Here is a 5036-nt window from a genome sequence, read left to right as displayed (position 1 = left end):
GACTGGCAGATCCTGCCCATGCGGCCCGATCCCGGCCTGAAGGGCCGCCAATGGATCGATCCACAGAACGACGTGACGCTGAAGGACGTGGCAATCGCCGCGCGCGAGGGGTTCCGCTCGGTCGAGCACCTGAAGCGATACACCACGCTCGGCATGGCCACCGACCAGGGCCGGACCTCGAACTTCGCGGGCCTCGCGGCGATGGCGGCGCTGACCGGCCGCACGATCCCCGAGACCGGGACAACCACCTATCGCCCGCCTTTCGCGCCCGTCCCGCTGTCGGTGATCGGCGGGATGCGGCGGGGCGAGGCGTTCAACCCGCTCAAGCGCCTGCCGCTGGAGCCGCAGCACCGCGCGGCGGGCGCGCGGTTCCGGGAATACGGCGGCTGGCTGCGGCCCGCCTGCCACGGCCCCGACGAGGCGCGGGCGGCGCAGGAAGAAGCGCGCATGGCCCGAGAGGTCGCGGGCCTCTACGACGCCTCGCCGCTCGGCAAGATCGAGGTTCTGGGGCCCGGCGCGGCCGAACTGGTCGATTTCTGCGGCTACGTGCGCATGTCGACGCTGGCACCCGGGCGCGCGCGCTATGGCTTCGTGCTGTCGGAGACGGGCGTCGTCCATGATGATGGCGTCGTCCTGCGGATGGCCGAGGACCGCTTCATCGTCTCGGCCTCCTCGTCCCATGTCGGTTCCGTCCGCATGATCCTGGAGGAGGCGCGGCAGGACCGGTTCGATCCCTCAGCCGTCTTCCTGCATGACGTCACCGCGCAATGGGTCACGCTCACCGTCACGGGGCCCGCCGCCCCGGAGCTGATCCGCGCCGCCGGGCTTCCCGGCGCGCTGACCGACGCCACGGCCCTGCCCCACATGTCGGTGATCGAGACCCGCTGGGGCGAGGTGCCGCTGCGCGCCGCGCGGGTCAGCTTCACCGGCGACTGGTCCTGCGAGTTGTCGGTCCCGGCGCGTCACGGGCCCGCCCTCCATGCCGCGTTGGAGGCGGCGCGGGCCGGCATCGGCGCGTCCTGGATCGGGCTCGAGGCGGTGATGATCCTGCGTGCCGAGAAGGGTTTCATCGTCATCGGCAAGGACACCGACGGGATCACGATGCCGCACGACCTTGGCTGGGGCGGGCCGCGCGAGAGGCGGCAGGACGAGTATTTCGGTCGCCGGTCGCTCTTCACGCCAGAGGCCATGCGGCCGGACCGGCGGCAGCTCGTGGGCCTCGCCGTCGCCGGGGCCGAGCCCTTGCCGACCGGCGCCCATGTCGTGACCGCTGGCGAGACGCGGCGCTCGCTCGGCTTCGTGACGTCCAGCTATTTCAGCCCCGCCCTCGGACGGCCCATCGCGCTGGCGATGATCGAGGGGGGACGCGACCGGATCGGCGAGCGCGTGCCGCTGTTCCATCTCGGGCGCATGCTGGAGGCGGACGTGACCGCGCCCTGCGCCTTCGACCCCGAGGGAGGGCGGCTTCGTGGATAAACGCGACTGGACCGGCATGACACCCGCACCCGGCGACCGGATCGAGGCCGAAGGGCTCTGCATCACCTGCCTTGCGCCCGAGGGGGCGACGCTCGTCTCGGGCGACCTGGATGCGGCGATTGCCCATCTCGCGCCGGGTAGGCCGATGCTGGGGCTGCTCGGCCCCCTGCCCGAACAGGGCGGCTTCGCGTTGCGGATCGCGCGGGACCGGGCGCTTCTTTGCACGGCGTCGCCGCTGGGGGTGGAGGGCTGGCGGGAGGGGTTCGCGGCCAGCGCGGCCGATGACCTATACCTCGCCCTGTCCGTTGCGGGGCCGCGCGCGGGCGTCTTGCGCTCGGCCTGCCTGTCGGCGGAGGCGGGCTCGCCGTCGGCGGCTGCGCTTTGCGTCGGGACTGTGGCGCTCGTGGCCGGCGAGGCGGACGGGGCGGGCTGGCGGCTCTGGGTTCCGGGACCCGAGGCCGCGGCGGTCTGGCACCGGCTTGGCCGTCTCGCCGTGTCGCTCTGAACGGCCTGCAGGATTTGCCATCGCGTCCGGGCGCGGTCAGGGTATAGTCCGTGCGGGTGGTGGGGACGCCTGAGGGAAGAGGACGGCCATGGGGACGGCAATCGGACGGCGCGCGGCCAACGGCGCGCCCCGGCGATGAGAACGCAGGTCGCCATCATCGGCGGCGGCCCCTCGGGGCTCCTGCTGGGGCGGCTGCTGCACCGGCGCGGGATCAACACCGTGATCCTCGAACGGCGCAGCAAGGCCCATGTTCTCGGACGGATCCGCGCGGGCGTGCTCGAACGCGGTCTCGTCGCGCTCCTGACCGAGGCGGGCGTGAGCGAAAGGCTCATGCGTGAGGGGCTGCGGCACGACGGGACCCTCCTGTCCTTCGACGACACGATGTTCCGCGTCGATTTCGTCGGCGCGACCGGCCACGCCGTCACGGTCTACGGCCAGACCGAGGTGACGCGCGACCTTTACGACGCGCGCGAGGCCGACGGCGCGCCGACCCTCTTCGAGGCGGAGGACGTGGCGATCCATGACGCCGACAGCGACACTCCCTTCGTGACCTGCACCCGGGGCGGCGAGACGCTGCGGATCGAGTGCGATTTCATCGCGGGATGCGACGGGTTCCACGGCGTCAGCCGCACGACGATCCCGGCCGACCGGCGCCGCGAATTCGAGAAGGTTTATCCCTTCGGCTGGCTCGGCATCCTGTCGGAAACGCCCCCGGTGAACGACGAGCTGATCTACGCCAGTTCGGAACGGGGCTTTGCGCTGTGTTCGATGCGGAATGCCAATCTCAGCCGCTACTATCTCCAGTGCAGCCTCGAGGAACGCGTCGAGGACTGGAGCGACGAGGCCTTCTGGGAGGAACTGAAGCGCCGCATGCCCGCCGATCAGGCCAAACGCCTCGTCACCGGCCCGTCGGTCGAGAAATCCATCGCGCCGCTGCGCTCCTTCGTGAGCGAGCCGATGCGCTGGGGGAGGCTGTTCCTGTGCGGGGACGCGGCGCATATCGTGCCGCCGACCGGGGCCAAGGGCCTGAACCTCGCGGCCTCGGACGTGCACTACCTGCACGAGGGGCTTGCGGATCATTATGCCGGCCGGGGCATGGACGGCCTCGACGCCTATTCGGCGCGCGCCCTGTCGCGGGTCTGGAAGGCCGAGCGGTTCTCGTGGTGGTTCACCACGCTCACGCACCGGTTTCCGGGTCAGACGGGCTTCGACCGCCGCATGCAGGAGGCCGAGATCGACCTTCTCCGGACCAACGCCGCCGCGCAGGCGGCGATGGCCGAGAATTACGTGGGCCTGCCCTACTGAGGCAGGCGGGAGGGGTGATGAACCGTTACGAGCAAGGCATGAAGACGCGCCGCGAGGTGCTGGGCGACGCGCATGTGGACCGGGCGGAGGCCGGCAAGACCGACTTCGACGCCCCGTTCCAGGAGATGATCGCCGAGGGCGCCTGGGGGCGGCTGTGGTCGGACGACACGATCGACCGGCGCGAGCGTTCGATGCTGACCCTCGCGATCCTGGCCGCGACCGGGAATTTCGAGGAAATCCCGATGCATGTTCGCGCCACGGCGCGAACGGGAGCATCACGCGACGATGTCATGCAGGCCTTTCTCCATGTCGCCGTCTATGCCGGCGTGCCACGCGCCAACCACGCGATAAAGCTTGCGAAACAGGCATTTGCCGAGATGGAGGATGGTGGCGATGACTGATGCCCCGCTGATGCCGCGCCGACGGGAACTGCATCCCGTCGCGCATGACCCCGACTACAAGACCTCCGTCACGCGGTCTCCGAACCTGCCGCTGTTGTCGATGGAAAGCACACCGTCGGAGGAGACCGGTCCGCGCTTCGGCCATTCGCTGATCGGAGCACTCGACAACAACCTGATCCTGAACTTCAGCCGGGGCACCGCGCCCGCGATCGGCGAGCGTATCCGCATCTTCGGCCGCGTTCTGGACGAGACGGGACGGCCGGTGCCCGAAACCCTCGTCGAGATCTGGCAGGCCAACGCGGGCGGGCGGTACCGCCATGTGAAGGACACCTATTTCGCACCGCTCGACCCGAATTTCGGCGGCTGCGGACGCACCCTGACCGATGCCGAGGGGCGCTACGAGTTCCTCACCATCCGCCCCGGCGCCTATCCCTGGCCGAACCGCGCGAACGACTGGCGGCCGATGCATGTCCATTTCTCCGTCTTCGGACATGCCTTCGGGCAAAGGCTCATCACCCAGATGTATTTCGAGGGCGACCCCCTGATCGAACGCTGCCCCATCGTCCATACTGTGCGCGACCGGGGACAGATCGACCGGTTGGTGGCGTCGCTCGACCTGCAGAATTCCCGCGCGATGGATTTCCTCGCCTACCGCTTCGACATCGTGCTGCGCGGACGCCGCCAGACCATGTTCGAGAACCGCCCGGAGGGGATGTGATGACGACCGCACGCGATCTTCTAGAAGAAACGGCCAGCCAGACGGCCGGCCCCTTCGTTCACATCGGCTGCATCCCGACCTTCGCCGGCGTCGAGGGCGTCTTTCCCGAGGACCTCGGCCTCAGCCCGATCCGCGACGACGCGAAGGGTGAGCGGCTCACGATCCGGGGTGCCATCTTCGACGGGACGGGCTGGCCCCTGCGCGACGCGATGCTGGAAAGCTGGCAGGCCGATGCCGCGGGGCTCTTTCCGGGACAGGAGGGCGCGGATCCCGGCGTCGGCGGCTTCTGCCGCTTCGCGGCGGACAGGGAGACGGGCGAATTCACGCTGAAGACCGTGCGGCCCGGCCGCGTTGCGCTGCGCGACGGGCGGATGCAGGCGCCTCACATCTCGCTCTGGATCGTGGCGCGGGGCATAAACACGGGCCTTCAGACCCGTATCTACTTCGAGGATGAGGACAACACGGCGGACCCGCTTCTGTCGCGGATCGAACAGCGGCCGCGCGTCCAGACCCTGATCGCGAAGCGGACGGGCGCGGGCGAATTCCGGTTCGACATCCGCCTGCAGGGCGAGGGAGAGACGGTCTTCCTCGACCTCTGACCAGAAGGCGGCGGGCCCGAAGGCCCGCCGCG

General features: G+C 69.9%; 6 protein-coding genes. All 6 read left to right on the top strand.

All coding sequences use genetic code 11. The annotated features are described in order from the left end of the window. On the top strand, positions 1–1476 hold a 1476-nt coding region (locus N8I71_RS20545; RefSeq protein WP_316249273.1), incomplete at its 5' end, for a glycine cleavage T C-terminal barrel domain-containing protein. Further along, positions 1469–1981, top strand: a complete 513-nt coding sequence (locus N8I71_RS20540; protein ID WP_262879917.1) for a hypothetical protein — start codon at positions 1469–1471, stop codon at positions 1979–1981. The genes N8I71_RS20545 and N8I71_RS20540, both read left to right, overlap by 8 nt. A gap of 135 nt (positions 1982–2116) precedes the next feature. Continuing rightward, the gene (gene pobA / locus N8I71_RS20535; RefSeq protein WP_262879916.1) at positions 2117–3286 is read left to right on the top strand and encodes a 4-hydroxybenzoate 3-monooxygenase; all 1170 of its coding nucleotides are present in this window, start codon (positions 2117–2119) and stop codon (positions 3284–3286) included. A 17-nt stretch (positions 3287–3303) separates the two neighbouring features. Continuing rightward, positions 3304–3687 carry a 4-carboxymuconolactone decarboxylase gene (gene pcaC, locus N8I71_RS20530; RefSeq protein ID WP_406676408.1) on the top strand — a complete coding sequence of 128 codons (384 nt, stop codon included), beginning with the start codon at positions 3304–3306 and terminating at the stop codon, positions 3685–3687. Then, positions 3680–4405 (top strand): protocatechuate 3,4-dioxygenase subunit beta, encoded by a 726-nt coding sequence (pcaH, locus tag N8I71_RS20525; protein WP_262879914.1) that lies wholly within the window; start codon positions 3680–3682, stop codon positions 4403–4405. Before pcaC ends, pcaH begins: the two co-directional genes overlap by 8 nt. Beyond that, the gene (gene pcaG / locus N8I71_RS20520) at positions 4405–5004 is read left to right on the top strand and encodes a protocatechuate 3,4-dioxygenase subunit alpha (RefSeq protein WP_262879913.1); all 600 of its coding nucleotides are present in this window, start codon (positions 4405–4407) and stop codon (positions 5002–5004) included. Before pcaH ends, pcaG begins: the two co-directional genes overlap by 1 nt. Positions 5005–5036: the final 32 nt, after the last annotated feature.

The sequence above is a fragment of the Roseicyclus sediminis genome, assembly GCF_025515305.1.
Taxonomy (GTDB): Bacteria; Pseudomonadota; Alphaproteobacteria; order Rhodobacterales; family Rhodobacteraceae; genus Roseibacterium; species Roseibacterium sediminis.
The sequence above is the reverse complement of the archived record's forward strand: the minus strand, read 5'-3'. Positions and strand labels throughout refer to the sequence as shown.